22 protein-coding genes are annotated in these 25526 nt (G+C 68.7%); 13 read left to right on the top strand and 9 right to left on the bottom strand.

Annotated elements, in window-relative coordinates; translation table 11 throughout:
- Positions 1 to 12 precede the first annotated feature (12 nt).
- The 3 genes from H0264_RS16875 to H0264_RS16865 form a co-directional block, all read right to left on the bottom strand.
- The gene (locus H0264_RS16875) at positions 13 to 1233 is read right to left on the bottom strand and encodes a DUF1800 domain-containing protein (protein ID WP_181584844.1); all 1221 of its coding nucleotides are present in this window, start codon (positions 1231 to 1233) and stop codon (positions 13 to 15) included.
- A 205-nt stretch (positions 1234 to 1438) separates the two neighbouring features.
- The gene (bioD, locus tag H0264_RS16870; RefSeq protein ID WP_181584843.1) at positions 1439 to 2128 is read right to left on the bottom strand and encodes a dethiobiotin synthase; all 690 of its coding nucleotides are present in this window, start codon (positions 2126 to 2128) and stop codon (positions 1439 to 1441) included.
- The gene (locus H0264_RS16865; RefSeq protein ID WP_181584842.1) at positions 2125 to 3321 is read right to left on the bottom strand and encodes an 8-amino-7-oxononanoate synthase; all 1197 of its coding nucleotides are present in this window, start codon (positions 3319 to 3321) and stop codon (positions 2125 to 2127) included. The genes bioD and H0264_RS16865 overlap by 4 nt, the downstream gene beginning before the upstream one ends.
- 80 nt (positions 3322 to 3401) lie before the next feature.
- Between H0264_RS16865 and H0264_RS16860 the strand changes: the two genes are divergently transcribed.
- Positions 3402 to 3716 (top strand): hypothetical protein, encoded by a 315-nt coding sequence (locus tag H0264_RS16860; RefSeq protein WP_181584841.1) that lies wholly within the window; start codon positions 3402 to 3404, stop codon positions 3714 to 3716.
- A gap of 39 nt (positions 3717 to 3755) precedes the next feature.
- Here H0264_RS16860 and H0264_RS16855 read toward each other — a convergent pair whose 3' ends face one another.
- Positions 3756 to 5024, bottom strand: coding sequence for an adenosylmethionine--8-amino-7-oxononanoate transaminase (locus H0264_RS16855; protein WP_181584840.1), 1269 nt, complete (start codon positions 5022 to 5024; stop codon positions 3756 to 3758).
- Between the two features lie 228 nt (positions 5025 to 5252).
- Here H0264_RS16855 and H0264_RS16850 point away from each other — a divergent pair, with 228 nt between their 5' ends.
- Positions 5253 to 6221: a bifunctional helix-turn-helix transcriptional regulator/GNAT family N-acetyltransferase gene (locus H0264_RS16850; RefSeq protein WP_181584839.1), complete on the top strand. Its 969-nt coding sequence runs from the start codon at positions 5253 to 5255 to the stop codon at positions 6219 to 6221.
- 149 nt (positions 6222 to 6370) lie between these two features.
- Here H0264_RS16850 and H0264_RS16845 read toward each other — a convergent pair whose 3' ends face one another.
- A complete protein-coding gene (locus tag H0264_RS16845) occupies positions 6371 to 6850 on the bottom strand; it encodes a MarR family winged helix-turn-helix transcriptional regulator (protein ID WP_231086542.1) in 480 nt (159 codons plus the stop codon).
- 29 nt (positions 6851 to 6879) lie between these two features.
- Between H0264_RS16845 and H0264_RS16840 the strand changes: the two genes are divergently transcribed.
- Genes H0264_RS16840 through treY form a run of 3 tightly spaced genes read left to right on the top strand, consistent with a single transcriptional unit; the run spans position 6880 to position 12053 of the window.
- Complete coding sequence (locus H0264_RS16840; RefSeq protein WP_181584838.1) at positions 6880 to 7446, top strand: cupin domain-containing protein; 567 nt, start codon at positions 6880 to 6882, stop codon at positions 7444 to 7446.
- A gap of 48 nt (positions 7447 to 7494) precedes the next feature.
- Positions 7495 to 9633 carry a glycogen debranching protein GlgX gene (gene glgX / locus H0264_RS16835; RefSeq protein WP_181584837.1) on the top strand — a complete coding sequence of 713 codons (2139 nt, stop codon included), beginning with the start codon at positions 7495 to 7497 and terminating at the stop codon, positions 9631 to 9633.
- Positions 9634 to 9644: 11 nt separating this feature from the next.
- Positions 9645 to 12053 carry a malto-oligosyltrehalose synthase gene (gene treY, locus H0264_RS16830; protein ID WP_181585610.1) on the top strand — a complete coding sequence of 803 codons (2409 nt, stop codon included), beginning with the start codon at positions 9645 to 9647 and terminating at the stop codon, positions 12051 to 12053.
- Here treY and H0264_RS16825 read toward each other — a convergent pair.
- Positions 12050 to 13246 (bottom strand): DUF2235 domain-containing protein, encoded by a 1197-nt coding sequence (locus tag H0264_RS16825; protein ID WP_181584836.1) that lies wholly within the window; start codon positions 13244 to 13246, stop codon positions 12050 to 12052. The two genes, treY and H0264_RS16825, sit on opposite strands and share 4 nt — an antisense overlap.
- A gap of 188 nt (positions 13247 to 13434) precedes the next feature.
- Here H0264_RS16825 and H0264_RS16820 point away from each other — a divergent pair, with 188 nt between their 5' ends.
- Positions 13435 to 14112, top strand: coding sequence for a response regulator transcription factor (locus H0264_RS16820; protein WP_181584835.1), 678 nt, complete (start codon positions 13435 to 13437; stop codon positions 14110 to 14112).
- A gap of 45 nt (positions 14113 to 14157) precedes the next feature.
- Here H0264_RS16820 and ilvA read toward each other — a convergent pair whose 3' ends face one another.
- Complete coding sequence (ilvA, locus tag H0264_RS16815) at positions 14158 to 15522, bottom strand: threonine ammonia-lyase IlvA (RefSeq protein ID WP_181584834.1); 1365 nt, start codon at positions 15520 to 15522, stop codon at positions 14158 to 14160.
- A 220-nt stretch (positions 15523 to 15742) separates the two neighbouring features.
- Between ilvA and H0264_RS16810 the strand changes: the two genes are divergently transcribed.
- Positions 15743 to 16108 carry a hypothetical protein gene (locus tag H0264_RS16810; RefSeq protein ID WP_181584833.1) on the top strand — a complete coding sequence of 122 codons (366 nt, stop codon included), beginning with the start codon at positions 15743 to 15745 and terminating at the stop codon, positions 16106 to 16108.
- Between the two features lie 67 nt (positions 16109 to 16175).
- Here H0264_RS16810 and H0264_RS16805 read toward each other — a convergent pair whose 3' ends face one another.
- Positions 16176 to 16613: a nitroreductase family deazaflavin-dependent oxidoreductase gene (locus H0264_RS16805; RefSeq protein WP_181584832.1), complete on the bottom strand. Its 438-nt coding sequence runs from the start codon at positions 16611 to 16613 to the stop codon at positions 16176 to 16178.
- A gap of 97 nt (positions 16614 to 16710) precedes the next feature.
- Between H0264_RS16805 and H0264_RS16800 the strand changes: the two genes are divergently transcribed.
- The 6 genes from H0264_RS16800 (at position 16711) to H0264_RS16775 (ending at position 24349) form a co-directional block, all read left to right on the top strand.
- Positions 16711 to 16926, top strand: coding sequence for a hypothetical protein (locus H0264_RS16800; RefSeq protein ID WP_181584831.1), 216 nt, complete (start codon positions 16711 to 16713; stop codon positions 16924 to 16926).
- A 68-nt stretch (positions 16927 to 16994) separates the two neighbouring features.
- The gene (locus tag H0264_RS16795; protein ID WP_231086547.1) at positions 16995 to 17609 is read left to right on the top strand and encodes an MspA family porin; all 615 of its coding nucleotides are present in this window, start codon (positions 16995 to 16997) and stop codon (positions 17607 to 17609) included.
- Between the two features lie 40 nt (positions 17610 to 17649).
- Complete coding sequence (locus H0264_RS16790) at positions 17650 to 19623, top strand: hypothetical protein (RefSeq protein WP_181584830.1); 1974 nt, start codon at positions 17650 to 17652, stop codon at positions 19621 to 19623.
- Positions 19624 to 19659: 36 nt separating this feature from the next.
- Positions 19660 to 21165 carry a hypothetical protein gene (locus H0264_RS16785; RefSeq protein ID WP_181584829.1) on the top strand — a complete coding sequence of 502 codons (1506 nt, stop codon included), beginning with the start codon at positions 19660 to 19662 and terminating at the stop codon, positions 21163 to 21165.
- Positions 21162 to 22634 (top strand): glycosyltransferase, encoded by a 1473-nt coding sequence (locus H0264_RS16780; protein ID WP_181584828.1) that lies wholly within the window; start codon positions 21162 to 21164, stop codon positions 22632 to 22634. The genes H0264_RS16785 and H0264_RS16780 overlap by 4 nt, the downstream gene beginning before the upstream one ends.
- A complete protein-coding gene (locus H0264_RS16775) occupies positions 22631 to 24349 on the top strand; it encodes an ArnT family glycosyltransferase (RefSeq protein ID WP_181584827.1) in 1719 nt (572 codons plus the stop codon). Before H0264_RS16780 ends, H0264_RS16775 begins: the two co-directional genes overlap by 4 nt.
- Here the strand turns inward: H0264_RS16775 and H0264_RS16770 are convergent.
- Positions 24346 to 25509, bottom strand: a complete 1164-nt coding sequence (locus H0264_RS16770) for a beta-mannosidase (protein WP_231086552.1) — start codon at positions 25507 to 25509, stop codon at positions 24346 to 24348. The genes H0264_RS16775 and H0264_RS16770 overlap by 4 nt on opposite strands.
- Positions 25510 to 25526: the final 17 nt, after the last annotated feature.

Below are 25526 nucleotides of genomic sequence, written 5' to 3'. Positions count from 1 at the left end.
GTCCTCGGGGCGTCAGGCGAGTGTGAACTCGGGGGCGGTGAGTATCAGGGTGAGCACCGCGGTCGCCGCCACCGACGGTTCGTGGCGCAGCGCGAAAGCCAGGTCGCGGGCGGCGGTTTCGGTGGCGGCGGTCGGCGCGTAGATCCCGGCGCGCTTGAAGGCGGCGGCCACGGGATCGGTGGCAGCGGCGAGTTCCGGAATGGCGGGCGCGTGCACGACCAGCCCGGCGCGCGCCAGCGCCGCACCCGCGTCGAGCCAGCCACCACCCGGCGGCCACCCGGCCACATTGGGCGGATAGAACGGCGACTGCCCGAGATCGGTCATGGCGTAGAAGGCGGCGATGGGATCGTCGACCCCGACCACACCCATGGCGGCCGTGACCCATTCGACCGGATACCGGGGCCGGGCGTGCACGGACGCCTCGAAGCTCGGATGCCGCAGGATCGCCTCCACCAATGGCTTGATCTCCAGCTTCGCGGCCGTGAAGACGCCCGCCAATTCGGTGAGCCGCTCCTCGGAAGGCTTGTCCCCCACCAGATATCGGTGCAACTTGGCGGCGATGAAACGCGCGCACTCGGGCCGATCGCACACCACGTCCACCACATCGTGCGCGGTGGTCACCGGCTTCCCGAGATACTGCACCGCACGCTGATTCCCGTCATCCTTGGAGAACTGCACCACCCCGTCCTCGCTCACATCCCAGCCGGACATGGCGACCGCCGCCTGCTTCACATCCTCCTGCGAGTAGATCCCCCGCCCGACGGTGAACAACTCCATGAGCTCGCGCGCGTGATTCTCATTGGGCGCCTCCGCGACCGAACCCGCCCCGTCCAGCCACTGCAGCATGGCCCCGTCGATCACCATGGCGTGCGCGAATTCCCGGAAGTTCCCCAGCGCGTACCGCCGCAGCACCAGATGCTGCTGCCACATCAGATCCCAGGTGTCCACCTTCGAATAACTGGTGGCGAAATGCCCGTGCCAGAACCACACCATCTTCTCGTGCAACCCCGCCTTGGGATCGCGCATGAGCGTCAGCCACCGCGCCACCGGCCCATCCGCCCGATCCCCGTAATCCCCGTCGAAGACCGGCGTCTCCGGCACCAATGCCGCGGCCCCCACCACGGCATCGATGACACCCCCGATCTCCCGCCCCGCGAACGCCTCCGTCATCCCCGGAAACGGCCCGAAAGTCGTGCGCCGCAGCACATGCGCCACAGCGGCAAGCTCGCTCATGCCACTAGAGTGGCACGCCCCCGCCCGCTTTTCACCCGCACGACCGATACGCCATGCGAGAAAATGTCACCCCACCGCAGACCGTGCCCACCGCCAGGGTGAATCCGCCGAGTCGCGCCACACGTTCCAGCAGCGGCCGCGATTGTCCGCCGGGTCGTGACGACCGCCGGATTCGGCGAACTCGCCACCAGCCACATGGGCGGAGTCACGATGCGGGGCGCAGGAATTCGGCCACCCACTCCGGCGAAAACCATCCTGTCGCGGCCTGGGCGAAGGCGGACGGGGACCGGCTGCCCGCACCGGCGGGGACACTGCCGATCAGATCGACGCCGGTGACGGCAGGGAGGTCGGTGCGGTTGCACTCGGAGGCGAGATCGGGCTGTGCGGGCCACGAGCCGATGACAAGACCAGCGCAGCGGACGCCGGCGGATTGCAGGGCGCGCGTGGTGAGTTCGCTGTGGTTGAGGGTGCCGAGTCCGGCCGCCGCGACCAGCAGCACCGGGGCATTCATTTTCTGGGCCAGGTCGAGGAGGGTGAATTCGCCCATGCGCACGAGCAGTCCGCCCGCGCCTTCGACCAGGGTGAGGTCGGCGTCGGCGCACGCGTCGATGGCCGCAGCGGTCTCCGCGAGCGTCAAGAGGGGTTGGCCGCAGCGGCGGGCTGCCGTGTCGGGGGCGAGGGGGTCGGGGTAGCGGGCCAGCTCCACAGTGCGGGTGACGCCGCTGAGGCGCTCGATCACCGCGAGATCGCCGGGTTCGCCCGGGGCGATGCCGGTTTGGGCGGGTTTGCATACGGCAACCTCGGCCCCCATCGCGCGGGCCGTCGCCGCGAGGGCGGCGGTGACGATCGTCTTGCCGACGTCCGTGGACGTACCCGTGATGAAGAGCAAGGTCATCGCGCGGCCGCCTCCCGCGTCCCGGGCGCGCCGGCCGCATCGTGTGTGCTGCTGTTCGCGCCACGGGCCTCGGCCAGCACTTCGGTGAGAATCGTTGCGATGGTGGATAATTCGTTCTCGGTGAGGTTGGCGCGGGCCGTCAGGCGCAGGCGGGAGGTGCCTTCGGGAACCGAGGGTGGGCGGAAGCAGCCGACCGACAGGCCGCGGGCGCGACAGGCTTGGGCGGCGTCGTAGGCGACCTGGGCTTCGCCGAGGACCACCGAGACCACCGCCGAATCCGGTTGCGGGACACCGGCTATGCGGGCCAGGTCGGTGGCGCGGGCCAGGACGCGGGCGGCCATGTCGGGTTCGGCGCGGAGCAGGCGGAGGGCGGCGCGGGCGGCCCCGACGGCGGCGGGGGCCAGGCCGGTGTCGAAGATGAAGGTGCGGGCGGCGTCGATGAGGTGGGCGCGGACGCGTTCGCTGGCGAGGACCGCACCGCCTTGGGCGGCAAAGGCTTTGGAGAGCGTCGCGGTGATGACCACGTCGGGTTCGCCGGCCAGGCCCGCCTCCTGGACCAGACCGCGGCCGCCGGTGCCGCGCACGCCGAGGCCGTGCGCCTCGTCGACGAGCAGCACCGCGCCCTGCGCCCGCGTTACTCGATGCAGTTCTGCCAGCGGCGCGAGATCGCCGTCGGCGCTGAAGACCGAGTCGGTGAGGACCAGGGCGCGTTCCTCGGTGCGCTCGCCGAGCAGGCGGTCGACGGCCGCCACATCCTGATGCGGGGCCACCTCCACCCGGGCGCGCGACAGGCGGCAGGCGTCGACGAGCGAGGCGTGACTGCCCGCGTCCGACACCACGAGTCCGCCCCGGCCGACGAGCGCTGTCACCGCCCCTAGATTCGCGGCATAGCCGGAAGCGAACACCAGCCCGGCTTCGGCGCCGACGAAATCGGCGAGTTCGGCTTCCAGGAGTTCGTGTTCGGTGGTGGTTCCGGTGACCAGGCGCGAGCCGGTGGACCCCGCACCCCACTTGGTGACCGCCTCGACCGCACCCGCGATGACCTCGGGATGGCGGACCAGCCCCAGGTAGTCGTTGGATGCCAGGTCGATGCTCGCCGATTCCGGTGTCCGCGCCCGCAGTTGGCGGCGCAGTCCGGCGTCGACGCGTTCGGCGGCCCGCTCGTCGAGCCAGCTCAAGGGATCAGCACTCACAGCCGAGCAGCATACTTGAACAGCGTTCAGGAAGCACTGGTGTGACGGGATTATGCTGAAGAGGGAAGGGAGGCTGCGCGATGCCACGGTGGGCGATAGTGGTCGAGCAGACGACCGGTTTCGGCGACAGCAAAACCTGGTCCCCCAAAATTCTCACCGAGGTGATGGGCACCCGCGAGCAGGCTTTGGCCAAGGTGCCCGACCTCGTGTCGAAATTCATTCCCGATCATCCGAAGTTGATCAGCCGCCGCACCCTGCTGCGCGACGGCGACACCTTCATGTTGATCGCCAAGGGCTGGTCCGACGAATACCACTGCCTGTTCCGCGTCTGGGAAGTGCTGTCGGACAGCGAGAATCACCCCGATCGGGTGCGCGACAAACGCGCCAGCCGCTGAGCGCGGCGCTCCCGGAACCGGGTCCACGCCACGGCGAGCTCACACGGCGGCCGCCGCCACCATGGCCGCGGCGATCCGCCGCACATCGTCACTGCTGCTGATGAACGGCGGCATGCAGTAGACGAGGTTGCGGAACGGCCGCAGCCACACGCCCGATTCGACTGCGGCATGGGTGGTTTTGCGCATATCCACCGGATGATCGAGTTCGATGACGCCGATGGCCCCGAACACCCGGACCTCGGTCACGCCCGGCAGTTCCCGCGCGGGTGCCAGCCCCTCCGCGAGTTCGCTTGCGATGCGCCCGACTTCACCCCGCCAGTCGCGCGAGAGCAGCAGTTCGATCGAGGCCACCGCGACGGCACAGGCGAGCGGATTGCCCATGAAGGTGGGCCCGTGCATGAGCCCGCCGTGCTCGCGGCTGATGGTCTCGGCGATCACCGGCGTGCACAGCGCGGCGGCCAGGGTCATGTAGCCACCCGTCAACGCCTTGCCCACACACATCACATCCGGGCTCACCCCGGCCTGTTCGGCCGCGAAAAGCGTTCCGGTGCGCCCGAATCCGGTGGCGATCTCGTCGAAGACCAGTAGCACGTCATGCTCGTCGCAGAGCCGGCGCAGCTCGCTCAGGTAGCGCGGATCGTGGAAGCGCATGCCGCCCGCCCCCTGCACCACGGGCTCGACGATGACGGCCGCCAACTCCCCCGCATGCCCGGCCATGGCCTGTTCCAGCTGCGAAACATATTCCGGCTCATAGTCTTTCGGCGGCGCGGGCACGAAGACCTGATCGGCCAGCACGTCGTTCCACAGCGAGTGCATGCCGCCCTCGGGATCGCACACGCTCATGGGCGTGAACGTGTCGCCGTGATACCCGCCGCGCCAGGTGAGCAGCCGCCGCTTCTCCGGCCGCCCCGCCGCGCGCTGGTATTGCAGGCACATCTTCACCGCGACCTCCACCGACACCGATCCGGAGTCGCAGAGGAACACCTTCTCCAGCCCGGCCGGCGTGAGCTCCACCAGCAGCTGCGCCAGCCGCGCGGCCGGTTCGTGGGTGAGCCCGCCGAACATCACGTGACTCATCCGCTGCGACTGCTCGAGCAGCGCCGCATCGAGCACCGGATGCCGGTATCCGTGCACGGCCGCCCACCACGAACTCATCCCGTCGATCAGCTCCCGCCCGTCGGCCAGGGTGAGCCGGGTGCCCGACGCCGACGCCACCACCAGCGGCTCGGTGGTTGCGGGAAACCCGCCGTAGGGATGCCACACATGCGCCGCGTCGATGGCGCTGATCTGCTCGGGGCTCAATGCCACGGAGTCCTCCTTTTTCCCAGGGGCTCCGCCCCCGGACCCCCGGAATCGGTGGCGCTGCCCCCGGCCCCCGTTACGGGGCGCGCTTGAACGCCGTTCAAGTTATCACCGGAGCTGCCGATCCGTCATCCCGGCCGAACGCGGGAAATCCTTCGAAGCGGTCCGCGATCGGCCGCCGCGAGGTAACCTTTGACTCAGTCAAAGGATTCGGTCGAAGGATGGGAGCCCGGCATGGCATCCAGCACCACCCCTGACACCGGCGCGGCACCCGCCGCCGAGGTCGACATCGACCACATCGCGGCTGTCCGCGATTTCAACCGCCGCTACACCCGCGTCATCGGTGTGCTGCGCGGCGGGCTGGTCGGCACCGAGTACACGCTCACCGAAGCGCGAATCCTCTTCGAACTGGCCAACTTCGGGGCCGCGGAAGTCGTGGGCCTGCGGCGCGATCTGGATCTGGACGCGGGTTACCTCAGCCGCATCCTGACCCGCTTCGAAACCAAGGGCCTGGTGACGCGCACCCGCTCCGAGACCGACGGCAGGCGGCAGTTGGTCGCCCTCACCGAGCTGGGGCGCGACGCCTTCGCCGAACTCGACCGCCGCTCCCACGAACAGGTGGGCGAACTGCTCGACCCGCACTCCCCCGACACCCGCACCCGGCTCGTCGGCGCCATGCGCACCATCGAGCAGATCCTCGACGCCCCCGAACCGGATCCGGCCCGCGTCACCGTGCGCGCGCCCCGCCCCGGTGAGCACGGCTGGGTGATCCAGCGCAATGCCGCCCTCTACGCCGCCGAGTTCGGCTGGAACGCCGACTACGAGGCCCTGGTCGCCCACATCGTCGCCGAATTCCTGAATTCCCATGACCCGCAACGAGAACGCGCCTGGATCGCCGAATACCAGGGCGAACCGGTGGGCTGCGTCTACTGCGTGCGCGAGGACGACACCACCGCCCGCCTGCGCCTGCTCCTGGTCGAACCGACCGCCCGCGGCCTCGGCGTCGGCACCGCCCTGGTGGACGAATGCCTCCGCTTCGCCACCGCGGCCGGCTACCAGCGCATGGTCCTGTGGACCAACGACGTCCTCGCCTCCGCCCGCCGCATCTACGAACGCACGGGTTTCGAACTCACCGCCGCGAACCCGCACCACAGTTTCGGCGTCGACCTCGTCGGCCAAACCTGGCAGCGCGCGTTGCCCTGATCCCGCAACAGTGATCGGCTCGCCACCCCTGTCATCCCACCACCCCCGTCATCCCGGCATGCTTTCAGCCGGGATCCACACAGTGGTCGCCGCCTGGTCGTGGTGGATTCCGGCCGAAAGCGCGCCGGAATGACGAGTGCGGTTGTGCGTCAACGCGAGCGACGAGGCTGATCGTCCTCGGCGGTAAGGGTTTTCCCGGCTCGGGCCAGGAGCGAGCGCAGCGCCGTGAGGCCCTCGCGCCCCAGTGCCCTGCTCAGCCGCCTCTCGATGTCGGCGACTCCGGCCGCGGCGACCACGAGCGCTTCCCGGCCCCGCTCGGTGAGCATCACCAGCCGGGCGCGCTTGTCGGCCGGGTCCACCTGCCGTTCGACGTAGCCGCAGCCCTCGAGGTGAGTCACCAACTCCCCCATGGACTGCTGCGTCATGCCCGCCGCTTCGGCGAGGGCGGTGATGCGGGAACCGGCGGGGTCGAGGTGGCGGAACACCGCGTAGTGGGCGGGGCGCAGGCTCGAGTCCAGCTCGGCGCGCAGACGTTCGTTGAGGTCGAGTTCGACGGCGCGCGTGGTCTGGACGAGCAATTTCAGCAGGCTGGCTCCGGCGTCCGGACCGGTCTCACGGGTTATTGACACGATAGGAAGGTTACCTTCATATTTGACGCATGCACAGGCGCACACTGACTTTCCACAGCGGACACCGGGTGACCTTCGTCGAGGAAGGGGTCGACGAGGCCGGTCCCTACCTGCGGCTCGAACATGTGCTGCCGCGCGCGCAGCGGCAGGCCGGGCCGCACTGGCATCCGGTGCTGGCCGAGCGCTGGACGGTGCGCAAGGGCCGCCTGCGCTTCCGCATCGATGGCGTGGAAACCGTTGTGCACGCAGGCGATTCGGCCGAAGCCGCCGCCGGGACGGTGCACGGGTTCTGGAGCGAGAAACCCGGCACGATCATCGATCACACCGTCCGCCCGCCACTGCGGCACTGGCAGATGTTCGAGCTCTGGCACGCCCTCGACGCCGCCGGGAAGACGACGAGCGCCGGGGTGCCGCGTGATCCGCTGGCGCTGGCACTGCTGTGGGATTACCAAGACGGCTACCTCGGCGGCCTGCCGGCCGGCGCGCAGCGCGTGGTCCTGGGCGGACTCGCCCGCCTGGCCCGCCGCCTCGGATACGAACGCCGCTGGTTACCGGAGCACTCCGGCCGGACCCCGGCGGGTGCGCGAAACCGGTAGCTCCGCCCACCGCATCGGGGTCGCCAGCGGGGCCGATAGGGTCTTGGCATGGCTGCGCCCTCCACGCCCCCGGCTCCGGCACCGCTCGGTGTCTGGCCGGGAACGGCGTACCCGCTGGGCGCGAGCTACGACGGCGCGGGCACCAATTTCTCGCTGTTCTCCGAAGTGGCCCGGCGCGTGGAACTGTGCCTGATCGAGGAGGACTGGCGCGAGACGCGCATTCCGCTCGACGAGGTGGACGGCTATGTGTGGCACGCCTACCTGCCGGGGATCGGGCCGGGCCAGCGGTACGGGTATCGGGTGCACGGGCCGTTCGATCCGGCGCGCGGCCTGCGCTGCGATCCGAGCAAGCTGCTGCTGGACCCGTACGGGAAAGCCTTCACCGGATCGTTCGGCAGCGATGTGGCCCCGTACAACTACGGCCAGAACACCCTGGGCCACACCATGACCGGGGTGGTGATCAATCCGTTCTTCGACTGGGCGGACGATCGCGCGCCGCGGCGGCCCTACCACGAGACGGTCATCTACGAGGCCCATGTGAAGGGCATGACCATGACCCACCCGGACGTGCCGCCGGAACTACGCGGCACCTTCGCGGGCATGGCGCACCCGGCCATCATCGGGCATCTGAGAACCCTGGGCGTGACCGCCGTCGAACTCATGCCCGTGCACCAGTTCCTGCACGACCGCATCCTGCTGGATCGCGGACTGCGAAACTACTGGGGGTACAACAGCTTCGGATATTTCGCGCCGCATGCCGAATACGCGGCGAGCCGCACGCCGGGTGCGGCGGTCACCGAATTCAAGGCCATGGTGCGCGCCTTCCACGCCGCTGGTATCGAGGTGATCCTCGACGTGGTCTACAACCACACCGCCGAGGGCAATGAGTTCGGGCCGACGCTGAACTTCCGCGGCATCGACAATGCCGCGTATTACCGTCTGGTGGACAATGATCCGCAGCACTACATGGACTACACCGGCACCGGCAACAGCCTCAATGTGCAGCATCCGCACACGCTTCAGATGATCATGGACTCGCTGCGCTACTGGGTGCTCGACATGCACGTCGACGGCTTCCGCTTCGATCTGGCCGCCACCCTGGCCCGCGAACTGCACGATGTCGACCGGCTGGCCACCTTCTTCGATCTGGTGCACCAGGATCCGGTGGTGAGCCAGGTGAAACTCATCGCCGAACCGTGGGATGTGGGCGAGGGCGGCTACCAGGTGGGCAACTTCCCGGTCGCCTGGACCGAATGGAACGGGAAATACCGTGACACCGTGCGGGACTACTGGCGCGGGCAACCGGCCACCCTGGGCGAGTTCGCCTCCCGGCTCACCGGCTCCTCGGACCTGTACGAGGCCACCGGACGGCGGCCCTCGGCGAGCATCAACTTCGTGACCGCGCACGACGGCTTCACCCTCGCGGATCTGGTGTCCTACAACGAGAAACACAACGAGGCCAACGGCGAGGGCGGCCACGACGGGGAGAACTACAACCGCTCCTGGAACTGCGGCGTGGAAGGCCCCACCACCGACCCGGACGTACTGGCCCTGCGCGCCAAGCAATCTCGCAATCTGCTCGCCACCCTGCTGCTGTCCCAGGGCACCCCGATGCTGCTGCACGGCGACGAACTGGGCCGCACCCAGCGGGGCAACAACAATGCCTACTGCCAGGACTCCCCGCTCACCTGGATGGACTGGTCACTGCTGCACACCAATGCGGACCTGCTCGAATTCACCTCCCGCGCAGTGGCTTTGCGCGCCGCGCACCCGGTCTTCCGCCGCCGCCGCTTCTTCGACGGCTGCCCCGCCCCCACCCACGACCACCCCGACGACATCGCCTGGTTCACCCCCGGCGGCGCCGCCATGACCGACGCCGACTGGGAAACCGGCTTCGGCCGCTCGCTCACCGTCTTCCTCAATGGCGACGGCATCCGCGAACCCGGCCCGCGCGGCGAGACCATCACCGACGACTCGTTCCTGCTCTGCTTCAACGCCCACGACGCCGCCCTGGCGTTCACCCTGCCCGACCCCGCGCACGGCCCGGCCTGGACGCCGGCGCTGGACTGCTCCACCCCCACCGGCCGCCCGGCCCCCGACCCGAACGGCACCGACCTGCGCATCCCCGCCTCCGCCACCATCGAAGTCCCCGCACGCTGCCTGCTCGTCCTGCGGCGTACGGCATGATCGAGAAAGCCATGACCAGCACGCCCGAACATCGCACCGACGCCCTCACCCGGCCCACGCCGGTCCGCAGCACCTACCGATTGCAGCTGCGGCCCGACGCGCTGACCTTCGCCGATGCCCGCGCCATCGCCGAATATCTACAGCAGCTGGGCATTTCGCACCTGTACCTGTCGCCGGTGCTGACCGCCGCGCGCGGGTCCACGCACGGCTACGACATCACCGACCCGACCAGCGTGTCGGCGGGACTGGGCGGCCCGGCCGGGCTCAAGGCCCTCTCCGACGAGGTGCGCAGCCGCGGCATGGGATTGATCGTGGATCTGGTGCCCAATCATGTGGGCGTGGCCGATCCGCGGCAGAACCCGTGGTGGTGGGATGTGCTGCGGCTGGGCCGCAAATCCCAGTACGCGCACTTCTTCGATATCGACTGGAGTTCCGGCAACGGCGCGGGCGGGCGCATCGCGCTGCCGGTGCTGGCCAATGAGAACGATCCGGCGGCGCTGACCGTGGACCGCAGCGGGCCCGAACCCATGCTGGCCCTGCACGATATGCGCTTCCCCATCGCACCCGGCACCGAGGGCGAGAACGCGCTGCGCATCCACGACAAACAGCACTATCGGCTGGTGAACTGGAAATCCGGGCTGTGCGGATATCGGCGCTACTTCACCGTCGGCGGGCTGGCCGCGCTGCGGCAGGAGGAATCCGAGGTCTTCGAGATCACCCACCGCGAACTCGCGGCGTGGTGCGAACACGATCTCATCGACGGCGTCCGTGTCGACCATCCGGACGGATTGGCCCGGCCCGCAGCGTATCTCGCGCGGCTGCGCGCCCTCATCGGACCACAGCGGCTGCTGGTCATCGAGAAGGTGCTGTCCAATCGCGAACCCCTGGACGCCACCCTGCCCATCGACGGCACCACCGGCTACGACGCCCTCGCCGACCTCGGTGGCGTGCTCATCGATCCGGACGGCGAGAAGCAGCTCACCGAGCTGTCGCGGCAGTTCACCGGGCACGGCAGCGACCGCGCCTGGTTCACCGAGCACGAGCATCGCATCAAGCGCGCGGTGGCCGAGACCATGCTGGTGCCGGAGACGCGCAGACTCGTCGCGGCGCTGAAACGTGATGCGCGCGCGGAGAATTGCGACTCCATGGCGCTCACCAACGCCACCATCGAGGTGCTGTCGTTCCTGCCGGTGTACCGCACCGACTACACGCCGCTGGCGGGCATGGTGGCCGCCGTGGTGGCGGAGGTGGCGCGGCGCAATAGCGAACTCACCGCGCCGCTGCAGGTGCTGGTGACCGCACTCGCCGCCAATGGTGAAGCGGCCGTGCGCTTCCACCAGCTCGGCGGGGCCATGAGCGCGAAAGCGGTGGAGGACACCATGTTCTACCGCGCCGCCCGCCTGGTGTCGCTACAGGAGATGGGCGCGGACCCGGCCCGATTCGGCCTGTCGCTCATCGAATTCCATCTCGCCAATGCCGAACGCGCCACCCGCTGGCCCGCCACCATGACCGCCCTGTCCACGCACGACACCAAGCGCGGCGAGGATGTGCGCGCCCGCATCGGCATCCTCTCCCAGGTGCCCGACATCTGGGCGCGGGCGGTCAGCGCGTGGAACGACATCGCGCCCGGCCCCGACGGCGCGACCACACTGTTCCTGCTGCAGAACATGTTCGGCGTCTGGCCCGCCGACCGGCGGCCCGCCGCCACCGTGCCCGGCTTCCGGGAACGCCTGCACCTGTTCGCGGAGAAGGCCGTTCGCGAGGCCGGGACCCGATCCTCCTGGGAGGAACCGGATGTCGACTTCGAGACGGCCGTGCACCGCTGGATCGACAGCGTTATCGACGGGCCGGTGGGCGCCGAATTGGCGGAACTGGTCGACGATCTCGCACCGCACGCCTGGTCCGACTCGCTGGCGCAGAAGCTGCTGCAACTGTGCGGGCCCGGCATCCCCGACATCTATCAGGGCTGCGAACTGTGGGAGGACTCGCTCGTCGACCCCGACAATCGCCGCCCGGTCGACTTCACCCATCGCACGCTGCTGCTGCAATCCCTCACCGGCACACCGGATCTGGATTCGTCCGGCGCGGTGAAGATGTGGATCGTGGCCTATGCGCTGTGGCTGCGCCGCGAACGCCCCGAATGCTTCGTCGGCGGCAGCTACGCCCCGCTGTTCGCCGTGGGCGACCAGGCCCAGCATCTGGTCTCCTTCGCGCGCGGGCGCACCGGGGAGACCCCGGAGGTGATCGTCGCCGCCACCCGGCACTCGATCCGGCTGGACGAGGCCGGCGGCTGGGGCGACACGGTGCTCGATCTGCCGCAGGGACATTGGACCGATCGGCTGACGGGCCACACCTTCTCCGGCCGCGCCCGGCTGGAGAAACTGTTCGCCCGCCTGCCCATCGCCCTGCTGGTGCGCTAGGCCGCGGTCTCGTCGTCCTCCTCCGGGCGCCCGCCGCGCTCCGGGCTCGGCACGATCTCCGGCGCGGCGTGCAGCGGCGGGAAGTGCGTGTCCTCGATCCGGAACACCGGCATGGGCTGCCCCTCGAGCCGGACCAGATTGGCCGGATGGTAGTTCTCGGCCTTCACGGCCGTGGACGCCAGATAGCTGTTCTGGTCCCCGCTCGCGAACACCCGCCGCCAGGAATCCCAGTGGAAACGCGGGTTGCGCGGATGGCGCAGCATGCGAATGGCGTTGAGGCACAGGAACGCGACCTTCAGCGAATCATGACGCTTGCTGTGCTTCGGTTCCGGCTCGCACAGGCCCAGCAGGGACGCCAGCCGCGAATGATCGAAGGCCAGCCCCTCCCGCTCGGCTTCGGCGACCATCCAGCGCAGGGTGATATCCGACAGCCCGCATTCGCGGTACCCGCCGCCGATATCGCTGTGCACGCCCTCGAACCAGACCTGCTTGACGCGATCGGTGCGGTAGTACTTCTCCTGCAACTCGACCGGCACCTCCCACAGGCAGGGCTCGAAGTTGCGGCGGCGCTCGTCGAGAGCCAGCGCCTGGCGGGCACAGTGCACGATGCGGGAAAGACGCACATCGTGGAAACGGTGCCGCCAGGCGGTGATCCCGGGAATGCCCATCGCACCGACCGTGTCGAACACTCCCAGGAAGTTCACTTTCACCGGATCCGGATAGCAGTTGGCCTTCCGGAATTCCGCCCATTCCGGCGGGTCCGGCGCATCGGGATCTTTTTTCTTGGTGTGGTAGATCTGCAGCGCCTCCGGATATTTCTCCTTGATGAAGGCGTCGTAGGTGAGGATGCCGAGGCGATTGATCATTCCGGCCAGGCTGCGGGCGGTGTACGCGCCGCGGCTGAAGCCGAAGATGAAGATCTCGTCGCCGGGTTCCCAGTTCAGGGCCAGTTGCCAGTACGCCGCGGACAGATTGGCCTCGAGGCCCAGTCCGAATGCCCCGCCCAGCAGCCGATCGGTGGTGAACCCGCGGGCCCCGGGCCCGGAAATGTAGTAGACACGCTGCTCGACGGTTTTACCGTCGCGGTCCTTGCCGGTGAGGCAGACCGTCTGCGCGATTTTCACGATATTCGATACGGTGTTGCTGGATTCGGCTTTCCATGTGCCGTCGCAACACACCACCAGCCTTTTCATGAAACGAGCCTCCCGCCCAGACTGTTCGGTTTCACGCGTAGTGGACTACTCGAATCATCGGCGGCGGCGCGCGTATTCGTTAACCCGCGAAACGCGGCGAATCGGACCGATTCCGCGGCTGTTAACGCATGCCGGCCGATCCGCGATCGCTCATGATTCGTTCATGATCGCTGTGGCAGTGTGGTCTCATGTCCGACGATGGAACAACCGCCCGCAGCGTCTGGGTGCTGGTGTGCGAGGACGACGACCGGCTGGGCGAGCAGGTCGCCATCGGTCTGCGCGACGCCGGATTCACCGTCGATCTCACCCGTAACCTCGCCGACGCGGGCCTGCGGTTCGGCCGCCATCGCTACGACTGCCTGGTCATCGATCGCGGGCTGCCCGACGGCGACGGGCTGGATCTCATTCGGCGGCAACGGGAATCGGGCGGGCAGACGCCCGCGCTGGTCATCACCGCGCGCGACAGCCCGGCCGATCGCGCCGCCGGCTACCTCAGCGGCGCGGACGACTTCCTGGCCAAACCGTTTTCGCTGAGCGAACTGTCGGCGCGGGTGCGGGCGCTGTGCACGCGGCGCACCCGGCCCTCCCCGATCCTCACCGTCGGCGATGTGGTGGTGGACCGGGTGCGGCGGCGGGTGCTGCGCGGCGGCGTGCTGCTCACCGTGTCGGCGCGAGAATTCTGTGCGCTGGAACTGCTGGCCACCCGGGTGGGCACCCGGGTCAGCGCCACCGAGATGGTCGAATACTGCCCCGAGGCGCACACCCCGGCGGACTCCATCGCGGAGACGGTGGCGCGGCTGGAACGCAAGCTGGGCGCACCCCGGCTCATCGACGCCACGGACGAGGGTTATCTGCTGCAGGCATGACGAAGGCCCCGAACTCGGTTCGGGGCCTTCGCTGTTCGTCGACGCTCAGGTCAGATAGCGGTAGGCCGGGGAATTCGGATCCAGCCGCTCGCACTGGATCGGCGCCTGGTCCATGCGCTTGAGCAGCGGCTCCAGACCGGACGGCGTGCCCAGCTCGATACCGACCAGCGCCGCACCGGTTTCCCGGTTGTTGCGCTTGACGTATTCGAACACGGTGATGTCGTCGTCGGGGCCCAGCACCTCGTCCAGGAAGCGGCGCAGCGCACCCGGCTCCTGCGGGAAGTCCACCAGGAAATAGTGCTTCAGACCCTGATGCACCAGCGAGCGCTCGATGACCTCGCCGTAGCGGGAGACATCGTTGTTGCCGCCGGACAGCAGGCACACCACGGTCGAGCCGGGTTCGATCTCGAGCTCGTGCAGCGCCGTCACCGACAGCGCACCCGCGGGCTCGGCGACGATGCCCTCGTTCTGGTACAGCTCCAGCATGGTGGTGCAGATGGCGCCCTCGTCGACGTGCATCATGCGGAAAGAGGCTGCACCCGAAGCGGATTCGGTGGTGGTCAGCAAAGGCAGCGAGGCGTGCGAGCGCACCTGGCCACCGAAGCGCGACACCGCCTGATACGGCACCGCGCCGATGCGCTTGACCGACGCGCCATCCACGAACGGGTCGATCTCCGGCAGCGTCACCGGTCCCCCGGCGACCAGCGCGGCCGTCATGGAGGCCGCACCCGCCGGTTCCACACCGAGGATGGCGGTGCCGGGCGAACGCTCGCGCAGATAGGTGCCGATACCGGCCAGGCAGCCGCCGCCGCCCACCGGCACGATCACCAGATCCGGCGCGCGGCCGAGCTGTTCGAGGAATTCGGCGGCAATGGTGCCCTGGCCGGCCGCGGTGCGCGGATCGTCGAACGGCGGCACCATGGTCGCGCCGGTGCGCTCCACGTCCGCGGCGGCGGCCGCGGCGGCGGCATCGTAGGTGTCGCCGGTGGCGATGAGTTGCACGAATTCGCCGCCGTGCACGCGGATTCGGTCGCGTTTCTGCTTCGGGGTGGTGGTCGGCACGTAGATGCGGCCGGTGATGCCCATGGCCTTGCACGCGAAAGCCACACCCTGTGCGTGGTTTCCGGCGCTGGCGGCCACCACGCCGGCGGCCCGCTCGGCGGCGGTCAGCTGAACGATGAGGTTGTACGCCCCGCGCAACTTGTAGCTGCGCACGGCGGTGAGGTCCTCCCGCTTGAGGTAGACCTCAGCCCCGGTCAGCGCCGACAGCCGTGCGATCCGCTGCAACGGCGTCGGCTCGATAATGTCGGAAATTCGCTTGGCGGCCGCGTCGATCTCGTCCGCGCTCAGTTCAGGCAGCGGACCGGACACTTTCTCAGCTACAACAAGCGGATCAGACACCCGGTACATGCTAGCCGGGGGCGTGTCACCGCCTGTCGGCAGCGCCGATTATCCCAGGGCCTGAGATGGTCACGGCGCGGCCCGCGTGGCGGGTTTCACAGTGCGCACCCGAGCTGGTCATCTGACCTAAAGCGCGCTGGGGAGGGATCGCCTCCGTTTTGCCCAAGCAGCAAATCCGCAGCTAGCGTCGGTGTTCCTCGCATCCGAAATCCGAAAGAGCTGACGTTTCATGATGTTTCGCAAGCCCCTGGCCATCACGCTGCTGACCGCCGCACTGGCCACCGGCGCCGGCGCCGCTGCTGCCACCGCCTCCGCCGCTCCGCTGAACCTGGAGCCGGTTGCCACCGACCCGAACGCCCAGAACCACGACCCGCTGGCCAACGGCGCCGCCGCGGGTGCGGGCATCGGCGCCGCGGCCGGTGCGGGCGTAGGCGCGCTCATGACCTCCCCGCTGCTCATCATCCCCGGCATCGGTTCCGCGGCGGTCGGCTCCGCGGCCCTCTCCGGCGCCATCAACTGGGGCATCATCGGCACCGTCGTCGGCCTCGCCACCGGCGCGATCGCCCCCGACGCCGTCCCCCAGGTCCTTCCCTGATCCACGGGTGAATACGAAAATGCCCCGGTTGCCTTGCAGCCGGGGCATTTTCGTATTCACGGGTAGGTCAGTCGCGGGGAGTGAGGACGAAGACCGGGATTTCTCGGGTGGTCTTCTTGGTGTAGTCGTCGTAGGCGGGCCAGACTTCGACGGCGCGCTTCCACCAGAGGGCCTTTTCGTCGCCGGTGACCTCGCGGGCGTCGTAGTCCTTGACGACGGCGCCGTCGCGGAGGTCGACGTGCGGGTCGGCCTTGATGTTCCAGTACCAGACCGGGTGCTTGGGGGCGCCGCCGAGGGAGGCGACGACCGCGTATTCGCCATTGTGCTCGACCCGCATGAGGGGGGTCTTGCGGAGTTTGCCGGATTTGGCGCCGCGCGTGGTGAGCAGAATGATCGGCTTGCCCTGCATGGTGTTGGCCTCGGCACCATTGGATGCCTCGAACTTCTCGGCCTGTTCACGGGCCCAGTCGGTAGTGCTGGGTTCGTACTCTCCGGTTAGTGGCATGACCGGGTGAACACCGGCGGCTGCGATCTTGTTCCCTGCACCACAGCGGCACAGAGTTCGGTTGCCCGAACTTCTCGTGCGCGGGTAGCCTTACCGCATGGCCCTGGTTCACCCGCAGAAGACGGTTCGGAGCGCCCCGCGCGCTGTCGATATCGCGGGTACCGCCTGGCCGGTATTCAAACTCGAAGCCCTCGGCCTGGCCACCGCGACCCTGCTCGTCCTGGCCCTCGTCACCGGTTCCGCGCAGCTCGCCGTGCTGGCGGCCGCCACCGTGGCCACCCTGCGCTGGATGATCGGCCTCGCCCGCGGCTGAATCCGCGCCCGTTCCGAGCACAGCGTGTCCTCCGATGATTGATACGTGTCGGCTACTACCCTTTGCTGGTGGACAGCAAACTCGGAATTTTCAGCCTGTTCATTACCGGGGCCACCTTCCTGTATCCCGCGTCGGCGCATGCCGAAGTCGAACCCCTGCCACCGCACGAACGCATCTATCAAACGGTGAACGGCAGTTTCACGGTCGGCCATCGCGAGGAGATCATCAACCGGCTCGCGCCACTCAATATGGTGGGCACCACCCGTGAGGCGCTGGTCAGCAATATCGCCTACGGACAGCTCGCCGGACCCTTCACCGGCACCCTCAAGACCGGCTATCACGTGGGGTGCGCGGTCAACACCGGCGCCGGCACCATCGGCGTCACCCCCGACCTGACGCTCGGCGCCACCATCCCGCTGGGTGACGGCGCACCCAATCTCGCCCTCGGCGCGAACCCCAATCCCGTTGCGACACTGAACCTCACCGCCGGTGAGGTGAAAGAGGTGCCGGTCGCCGAGAAGGAGATCGTCTCCGGCGCGGGGCAGATCGTCATCCGGGACTTCCACATCATCGTCAATCAGTGCACCGGACCGGTGGCCATCCGGCACTACACCTATCTCTTCACGAAATCCCCCGCGGTCGACGACAGCGGCGCGGTGTTCGGCGAACCCACTTGGCTGTAGGGCGGATCCGCGCCCACCGACATAGCTCAGGAGCTCCGCGATGATCCTGCGCGCCCTGCGTGTGCTGAAACCGCGCGTCCACGGCGTCCGACGCCGACCGAGCCTGGCGCTGCTGGGGCTGGCGGCCGCCGTCATCACGGTGACCGCGCCGGTCACCGCCATGGCCGAGCCCGCCGAGCACGCGCTGTCGCTGCGGAGTCTGGGTCTGGGCACCGCATTGCAGTTCCCGGGGCGGGTGCACGAGGTCACGCTCACGCTGCCGATCCTGCCGGGGCTGGCGCCGGCCGCCGTCGTCGGGACCGTCCAACTGCCGCCGACGCTCTCGCGCGGCACGCTGGAGGCGCGGTCCGGGCAGCGACTGCTGGATCGGGTGAATCTGCCGTCGGATCCCCGTGCACCCCTGCGCATTTCCCTGGCCGGCGCAGAGGTGAAGGGGGACGCGGTGGCGGTCACCCTGAGCTCCTCGCTACTGCCGGAACCAGGCATCTGCCCGGAGGACTGGACCGGGCAGCCCATGACGCTCACCGATGCGGCCGTCCTCTATTTCGGCGAGGAGGCTCAGCCCACCACCGTGGCGGAGTTCCTTCCGGCGGTGCTGGATCGGCTCACCGTGTACCTGCCCGCGAATCCGTCGAAGACCGAATCGGCGGCGGCACTGCAACTGGTGACGGCGGTGACCGCGCGCTACGCGAATCGGGCGGTCACCATCGATATCCGCCGATTCGATTCCGGCGCAACGCTTCCCGATCATCCCCCGGCCTTCCTGGAGCGGCAGATCGCGATCCAGGAAGCCGATGACGCGGCGCTGCGGCTGGCCGGTGGGCCCGCGCCGCTGCTGACCGTGTCCGGGGACGAGAAGTCGATGCCGGTCCAGATGCGGCTGCTCACCAGCGATCTGGCGCGGGCCGCACTCGGCACCGACGCCACCGCCATCGGACTGCCCGCCGCACCGCAACTGGCCCCGGAATCCACCTCGCTGGGGGCGCTGGGACAGAACCAGCTCAGCGCCACCGCCATCGGATACGTGCGGGTGGCCTTCACCATCGATCAGACGCGGCTCGGGCGGCCGTCACAGAATGTGCGAATCAACCTGTACGGCAACCACACTCCACTGCCGGAAACCTTGAACGGGCAGTTGAGCGTGGCGGTCGGTGACCGGCAGATCGCGGCCTGGCCGGTGGATCCGTCCGGGCAATTCGCTCAGTGGGTGAGCATTCCGAACGAGCTGCTCAGCCGCACCACCACGGTCACCGTCACCCTGCAGCAAGCGGGCCTCACCCACGGATGCGGACTGGAACAGCCTGTCACCCTGACCATCGATCCCGAGGGCGAGGTGCAGAGCACGCTGTCCGCACCGCCGGTGCCGGGCGGGCTGGGCGCGCTGCCGCAGGCGCTGCTGCCCCGGGTCCAGGTGGGCCTGCAGACCCAGGACTTCACCGATACCGTCCGCGCCGCACGGGTTCTCATCGCCCTGCAGCGCCTGACCGCGGTCCCGCTGCGACCCGAACTGGTCTCCTTCGGCGACGCGGCGGGCGGGACGCTCCCGGCGGTGCTCATCGCCCCCGGCGGCGCGGTACCCGACTCCATCACCCTGCCACTGGCGCGCAGCGGCGACACCCTAACCATCTACGGTGACGACGCCTATCTGAAGACCACCATCGACCTGTCACCGCCGTTGAACTTCGGTTCGCTCCAGGCCACCTGGAACAACCAGCGCACGATCGTGGTGGCCACCTCCACCGGAGCCCCCGAACATCTGGACCGTGTGCTGGACTGGCTGGTCGCCGATCCGGACCGGTCCTTCCAGCTGACCGGTCCGGTACTGCTGCAGGCTGGGGACCGCGAACCGGAATTCTTCGACCCGGCCGACGGTCCCGAGGGACTCGCGGCGGCCGCCCCGCAGGACGACGGCATTCCCGTGGCGCGCACGGTGGCCCTGGTGGGCGGCGCGGTCCTGCTCATCGGCGTGCTCACCGGGATCGCGATCCTGTTGCAGCGCAGGCGTTCCCACTGATCCCGCGCTGCGCGTCGCCGAGGAGGTGAACCGGCCGTGACCGATACCGACACCGTCGCGGAACCCCGCGCGCCGGAACGCCATATCCCGTGGCTGACCATCCTGCGCGCGGTGCTGGTGGTGGTCTGCACGGTCGCGGCGTTCTGGAATCTGTTGCACGAGCTCATCGAGGACGTACAACAGGGCTCCGGCATCGGGTACATCTTCTTGATGCCGGTGCTGGGCGGGTTCGCGGCGATCGGCATCGCGCTGCGGCGTCGCAACGAACTGCCCATCCACGACCGGCAGGCCGACATCATCGTCGGCCTGCTACTGCTGTCGAGTTCGGTGGCGATCCTGGGGCTGCTGGTACAGCGCTACCGCTACGAATACGAGGTTTTCCATCTGGATCTGGTCGCGGTGCCGCTGTTCCTGATGAGCCTCTGCGTGCTGCTGTTCGGGCTGCGGCCGGTCTTCCGGTTCTGGCCGGCCTGGCTGCTGGTCCTCATCGGATCCATTCCGCTGCTGAACCTCGAGGTGGTCATCACCCTGGGCGGCGACCGGATCGCCAGCGGCGCGGGCCTGGTGTTGTTCACCGCCGGGGCGGCGGCGATCGCCGGGGGCCGCACCTGGCGGCGCGGACTGGTCGCCGCGCTGCTCGCGCTGGCGGTGGGCGGTGTGGTGCTGCTGGTGATCCGAACCTGGTTCCGCGACGCACCGCTGTTCGCCTACCAGATGGTCCCGGCCTGTTCGGCGATCACGGGCTCGGCGCTGATCATGTACCTCTACCAGCGCGACTGGTCCACCCTGAAGCCGCTGGACCGGCCGGTCAATCCCGCGACCGCTGCCCGGTCCCGCAGCGCCGTGGCGACCGTCCTGGCGGCGACCGCGGCGGTGATGCTGATCGACCTGCCGCACGAGTACATCACGCCGGTCGCCGACGTCCCGGGGCTGATCGTCGCCGAGTCCCCGGCCGTCGCACCCGGCTGGCGAATGCTCAATGAGCGCGCATACCCTTGGGCACCACGCTATTTCGGCCACAACACCTCGTGGGTGCGCCAGCAGTGGCAGGCCCAGCGCGGTAATCCGGCCTGGGACAAGGAATCCCGGCGACGCCGGATCATGGTCGACATCGTGCGCTCCGAGGACGCCGAAACCATCGGCCGATACCCGGAATTCGTCATGTACCGGCTCGCCCAGCCGCGCATCAGCGCGCCGGTGCGCATCGACCTCGGCCACGGGGTGAGCGCCCGGCTCAACACCGTGCTCGACGATCGGCAGCTGCTGAGCTGGACCTGGCTGAGCTGGACCTGGCGCGGCAGCCGTGGCATCGAGCGGATCAGCCTCATCGCCGCGGACAACCATCTGCCCGACGCCAAGTTCCCGCAACCGGAACCCTCGGTGATCGGCACCTTCGAGAACCTGCTGCACCAGACCCTGCGCGGCAGCGCCGTGGACCTCGACCCGGAGGGCGACACCGGCGACCCGGGGACCCAGCACAAGGACCAGGACATGCTCACCGCGGTGGCACGCGAGATCGTGCGGATCGGAGCGGGCGGATGACGAGCGAACTCCCCGGCCTGGCCACCCCCGGCGAACGTGAGCGCGCCCTGCGTGCGGCGGTGCGCGGACTGCGCGACCACGACCCCATGGCCTCGGCGTCGGTGGCTTTCCTGCCCTGGCAACGGAATACGGCGATCGCGGTGGCAGTGCTGACCGTGGTGTGCGCGGTCGTGTTCCCCATGCCGACGCTCATCGCGGTGATGGCGGTGTGCACCCTGGGCTACACCGCGGTCATGGTGGACCGCGTGGTGATCTTCGCGCGCGGCATGGCCCGCGACGCCATCCTGACCATCGACGACGAGACCGCCCGCGCCATACCGGAATCCGAACTGCCCGCCTACACCATCCTGGTCCCGGCCTACGGCGAACCCGAAGTGGTGGGCGATCTCATCGCCGCCCTCAACGGCCTGGAGTATCCGCGCGACAGGATGCAGGCGCTGCTGCTGCTCGAGGAGGACGACACCCCCACCATCGAAGCCGCCCGGCGGGCCGGCATCGGCGAACCGGGCAGTGAGCACATCACCATCGTGCTGGTGCCCGCCGCCGATCCGCGCACCAAACCCAAAGCCTGCAACTACGGATTGCACGCCGCCACCGGTGATTTCGTCACCATCTACGATGCCGAGGACATTCCGGATCCGCTGCAGCTGCGCCGGGTGGTGGCGGCCTTCGCGACATTGCCGCGCTCGGTGGTGTGTGTACAGGCCAAACTGGCTTTCCACAATGCCCGGCAGAACCTGCTCACCGCCTGGTTCACCATGGACTACGGGCTGTGGTTCAGCTTCTTGCTGCCGGGGCTGATGCGCAGCAACGCACCGATTCCGCTGGGCGGCACCTCCAATCACTTCCGGCGCAGCGTGCTGGTGTCCATCGGGGCCTGGGATCCGCACAATGTCACCGAGGACGCGGATCTGGGCGTGCGGATCGCGGCACGCGGATATGCCACGGCCGTCATCGATTCCGTCACGCTCGAGGAGGCCAACCCGGACGCCATCAACTGGATCCGGCAGCGCTCCCGGTGGTACAAGGGCTATCTGCAGAGCTGGCTGGTGCATGTGCGCCGGCCGGTCGCGCTGTGGCGTGAGCTCGGCGCGGTGAGCTTCCTGCGCTTCACGCTCATCCTGGCCGGGACGCCGATCATCGCCTGCCTCAATCTGGTGTTCTGGTTCGTGACGCTGGCCTGGATTCTGGGGCAGCCCCGCGTGATCGAGGCGATGTTCCCGGCCGCGGTCTACTTCCCCGCGCTGCTGGCCCTGGTGCTGGGGAACGCGGCGACGGTGTACATGAACATGGTCGCCTGCCGGGAGAACGGACGGCCCGATCTGCTGGTGGCCTGCCTCACCTCCCCGCTGTACTGGCTGCTCATGGCGATCGCCTCGGCCAAGGGATGCTGGCAGCTGCTGCGCAATCCGTCCTACTGGGAGAAGACCTTCCACGGTCTGGGCAATGCCACGGAGGGCGCGGAATGACCAGCGGCACAGTCGAAGCGGAGCGGCCCGGCATCGCCGTGGCGGCCGGGAACCGGCGTCGGTCGAGGGTGCCGCGCTGGATCTTCGCCGGTTCCGCGCTGCTGTACCTGGCGACCGGAACATTCCTGACCGCCGGGCGCGGGTATCTCATGGGCGACGCGCTGAGCCGGGTGTCGGCCACGGAATCGGCGCTGTTCAGCCGGGATCCGCACCTGTCTGCCATCGGATTCGTCTTCACCCCGCTCACCTCGCTGGCGCAGCTGCCGTTCGTGGCCTTCGAGCCGTGGTTCCCGGGGATCACCCGGTGGGGTCTATCGGGTGTGCTGATGACCTCGCTGTTCATGGCCGGCGCGGTCGTCATGATCTGGGGTGTCGGCACCGATCGCGGTGCGCCGGCCTGGTTGTGCGGCGTGGTGACCGGGGTGTTCGCGCTGAATCCGATGGTGATCTTCTACGGCGGCAACGGAATGAGCGAGGCGCTGTTCCTGTTCTGCCTGTGCTGGGCGGTGCGGCGGCTCATGCGCTGGGTGCGCACCGACGGCGTGCACGATCTGGTGGCCTGCGGTCTCGCGCTCGGTCTCGGGTATCTGACCCGCTACGACGCGCTCGCACCGGCCGCGGTCGCCGGGATCGTCGTCTTCGTGCTGAGCTATCGGCGGCGGCGGGCCGAGGAGCATCGATTCAGCGGGGCGGCAATGGATCTGGTGCTGGTCGCCGCGCCGTCGGTGCTGGCGTTCGTGGTGTGGGCGGGCACCAGCTGGCTCATCACCGGGCAGGCATTCCAGCAGTTCACCTCGCAGTACGGCAATACCGCGATCCTGGCGCAGTCCGGGGCGCAGCCGCCGAGCCATCCGTTCGAGGCGGTGCAGTACTCGATCGCGGCCACGCTGATCCTCGCGCCGACGCTGCCGCTGCTGCTGCCGATCACCGGTGCGCTCGCGGTGCGCCGCCGTGATCCGGTGCCGCTGGTGCCGATGCTGTTGTGCGGATCGGTGCTCGGCTTCCAGGCGCTGAGTTACGCGAGCGGCTCCACCTTCGCCTTCCTGCGGTTCTATGTGGCGGCCATCCCGTTGACCGCGATCCTCGCGTTCCTGCTGATTCCGGCGCGGGGCCTGCCTCCGTCCCGACGACTCGGCGAACACGCCGAACACATGGCGATGACGCGGGAACGCACCGCACCGAGTGCGGCGGCGAGCGCGGTGGCCGTGAGCGTGCTGCTGCTGGCGTCGCTGCCGATCACCGCGCGCGGCATGGACGATCAGCTGCTGGCCGTGCAGGAGTACGCAGTGACCGAGGTGCTGTTCCCGGATCCGGACAATGTCTCCGACAAGCATCTGGATCAGGCGCGTATCGCCGCCACGTTCTCCACCGAACGCCGGATCGCCGACCATCTCGACGCCATGGACCTGCCGCCGGGGTCCATCGTCATGGATACCGTGTACGGCTTCGCCGTGCAGGTCGCCTCGAAACACCCGCAGCGCTTCGTCATTCCCTCCGATCGCGATTTCGTGCGCACCCTCAACGCACCCGCCGAACACGGGGTGATCTATCTGCTCACCGTTCCCAATACCGGGCGCGGCACCTCCGATGCGCTCAATCGGCGCTACCCGACGATCTACGAGAACGGTGCGCAGATCGCCACTCTGGCTCTGGAGATCCCCAATGATGGTGCCGGACAGCCGAACTGGCGGCTGTACCGGGTGATCGGCAGCTAGCCCAGCGTGGACTTGGCGGCCACCAGACCCCACAGCGGGTCCTCCGGGCCGACGTCGTAGGTGCATTGGTCGAGCCGGGGGTCGGGGACGAATGCCCAGATCAGCGCGCCCGCGGTGCCCGCCTCGCGCTGGCCGGTGATGCGGCGGTCCACGATGTCGCGACGATCGTCCAAGGTTTCGCAGGAACCGCCGTATTCGCCGAGTTCGGCCACCAGCAGCGGCTTTCCGATCTCCTTCGCCAGGGCGATGCGCCGGGCCAGGCCGTTGTTGGGGCCGCCGGGCAGCGGATTGCCGTCCTCGGAATAGTCGTGGAACTCCACCACGTCGATCCCGGGTGACTCGCTGACATAGCGGAAGGCGTCGCGCGCGATCCCGCATTGGCTGCCGCCCACGAATCCGGCGTAGATGAGCCGATGCGGGTCCAGCTCACGGACCAGTGCTCCCGCGTCGTCCATGAACGTGCGCAGCACCTGCGGGGCATCGGACGGGCAGGTGCGGTGGCGCAGTTCGCAACTGCTGCCGGTGCAGTTGCTGGGTTCGGGTTCGCCGACCAGTTCCCAGCCCGCCAGCACCGGGGAACCACGCCAGCGTTGCACGGCGGTGCGCACCCAGTCCGCGAAGCTCATGACCGAACGCCCCGGCACTTCGACGGTTTTGCGCCAGCCGTCCACGTACCACTGGCGCTGTTTGAAGATCTCGTTGCCGCACTGTCCCGCCTGATCGGACAGCACCGGCAGAATGATCCGGCCGTATTTCTCGGCCGCCGCGAAAACCCGGTCGGCGGCTGCGAAATTCAGTTCGCCGGTGTTCTTGTCGACCACGAAGGACTGGAACAGGGCGAAGCGGGTCAGCGCATGCTGCGGCACCTTGCTGAAGAAAGCGTCGAGGTCCACCTCCGCGCCGCAGCCGAAGTTGATCGAATAGTCCGTCGCCAGCTGCGGGCCGTTGAATCCCGAAGGCCACCACGGTTCCCCGCGCAGACGCAGGCCCTCCGCTGAGGCGCTGACCACCGCCTCGGCGGACGGCGGGCCGCCCATCGGCGGAGCCTGCCGGGCGGAGGTGGTGAGCACCGAATGCGGCGGATCCGCACACGCCGTCGCCACCATCGCGGTGACGGCCAGCAGAACGGCGAGACTGCGCACACGCGGTAGGGCCGCCATGATCAGCACCCTACCGC

Source organism: Nocardia huaxiensis, assembly GCF_013744875.1.
GTDB lineage: Bacteria > Actinomycetota > Actinomycetes > Mycobacteriales > Mycobacteriaceae > Nocardia > Nocardia huaxiensis.
The sequence above is the reverse complement of the archived record's forward strand: the minus strand, read 5'-3'. Positions and strand labels throughout refer to the sequence as shown.

What these genes read in the sequence shown, in the direction of transcription:
- H0264_RS16875 (WP_181584844.1), bottom strand. Translation starts at nt 1,233, where the DNA reads ATGAGCGAGCTTGCCGCTGTGGCGCATGTGCTGCGGCGCACGACTTTC.
- bioD (WP_181584843.1), bottom strand. Translation starts at nt 2,128, where the DNA reads ATGACCTTGCTCTTCATCACGGGTACGTCCACGGACGTCGGCAAGACG.
- H0264_RS16860 (WP_181584841.1), top strand. Translation starts at nt 3,402, where the DNA reads ATGCCACGGTGGGCGATAGTGGTCGAGCAGACGACCGGTTTCGGCGAC.
- H0264_RS16850 (WP_181584839.1), top strand. Translation starts at nt 5,253, where the DNA reads ATGGCATCCAGCACCACCCCTGACACCGGCGCGGCACCCGCCGCCGAG.
- H0264_RS16840 (WP_181584838.1), top strand. Translation starts at nt 6,880, where the DNA reads ATGCACAGGCGCACACTGACTTTCCACAGCGGACACCGGGTGACCTTC.
- glgX (WP_181584837.1), top strand. Translation starts at nt 7,495, where the DNA reads ATGGCTGCGCCCTCCACGCCCCCGGCTCCGGCACCGCTCGGTGTCTGG.
- treY (WP_181585610.1), top strand. Translation starts at nt 9,645, where the DNA reads ATGACCAGCACGCCCGAACATCGCACCGACGCCCTCACCCGGCCCACG.
- H0264_RS16825 (WP_181584836.1), bottom strand. Translation starts at nt 13,246, where the DNA reads ATGAAAAGGCTGGTGGTGTGTTGCGACGGCACATGGAAAGCCGAATCC.
- H0264_RS16820 (WP_181584835.1), top strand. Translation starts at nt 13,435, where the DNA reads ATGTCCGACGATGGAACAACCGCCCGCAGCGTCTGGGTGCTGGTGTGC.
- ilvA (WP_181584834.1), bottom strand. Translation starts at nt 15,522, where the DNA reads ATGTACCGGGTGTCTGATCCGCTTGTTGTAGCTGAGAAAGTGTCCGGT.
- H0264_RS16810 (WP_181584833.1), top strand. Translation starts at nt 15,743, where the DNA reads ATGATGTTTCGCAAGCCCCTGGCCATCACGCTGCTGACCGCCGCACTG.
- H0264_RS16805 (WP_181584832.1), bottom strand. Translation starts at nt 16,613, where the DNA reads ATGCCACTAACCGGAGAGTACGAACCCAGCACTACCGACTGGGCCCGT.
- H0264_RS16800 (WP_181584831.1), top strand. Translation starts at nt 16,711, where the DNA reads ATGGCCCTGGTTCACCCGCAGAAGACGGTTCGGAGCGCCCCGCGCGCT.
- H0264_RS16790 (WP_181584830.1), top strand. Translation starts at nt 17,650, where the DNA reads ATGATCCTGCGCGCCCTGCGTGTGCTGAAACCGCGCGTCCACGGCGTC.
- H0264_RS16780 (WP_181584828.1), top strand. Translation starts at nt 21,162, where the DNA reads ATGACGAGCGAACTCCCCGGCCTGGCCACCCCCGGCGAACGTGAGCGC.
- H0264_RS16775 (WP_181584827.1), top strand. Translation starts at nt 22,631, where the DNA reads ATGACCAGCGGCACAGTCGAAGCGGAGCGGCCCGGCATCGCCGTGGCG.
- H0264_RS16770 (WP_231086552.1), bottom strand. Translation starts at nt 25,509, where the DNA reads ATGGCGGCCCTACCGCGTGTGCGCAGTCTCGCCGTTCTGCTGGCCGTC.